At 45.9% G+C, this 677-nt stretch carries 1 protein-coding gene; it reads left to right on the forward strand.

The window, feature by feature from the left end; genetic code table 11:
• A partial coding sequence (locus ACTHUM_RS16955) for a zinc finger domain-containing protein (RefSeq protein ID WP_440403551.1) occupies nt 1-532 on the forward strand: 532 nt, incomplete at its 5' end.
• Nucleotides 533-677 lie beyond the last annotated feature (145 nt).

A 677-nucleotide genomic window follows, 5' to 3' on the forward strand; every position in this document is an offset into this window, starting at 1 on the left:
AACTGCCCCGTATCACATCACACGCAGTTTGGTTCTGCTGATTGCTCCGATTTTGTGCTTCAACGGCGAGGAAGCATGGGATATTATCGGTGGCGGCGAAGAAGACAGCGTCCTCTTCCACACATGGCATGAGTTCCCATCTATCAATGAAAAAGCCGAAGCCGAATTGGTGAAAAAATGGACGGCAATCCGCGAAGCACGCGAAGCAGTAACTGCCGCCATCGAACCTCTGCGTACGGATAAAACAGTCGGTTCTTCATTGCAAGCCGAAGCCGAAATTACGGCTCCGGAAGAAATTGCCGATTATCTGAACACTTTGGGCGAAGAATTGCGTTTTGCTTTGCTGGTGTCTAAAGCAGAAGTGAAAGTAGGTGATGAACTTGCTGTAACCGCTAAAGCCAGCGATGGTGAAAAATGCGAACGCTGCTGGCACTACACCCACGATGTAGGCGCAGTTGCAGGCCATGAAACCATCTGTAAACGTTGTGCCGACAACGTTGACGGTAAAGGCGAAGACAGATATTACGCTTAATGGTTTGGTCTAAGATAAAGGCCGTCTGAAAACTTTGGAAATAGGTTTTCAGACGGCCTTTGTTTATTGAATCTGTTTCATATAACGGATTGATTTTGAAGGGTAATTTGGATTTGTAGTTTTGATAAATAGAGATAGTCAGTAT

It is taken from the genome of Neisseria sp. P0021.S006, assembly GCF_051956895.1.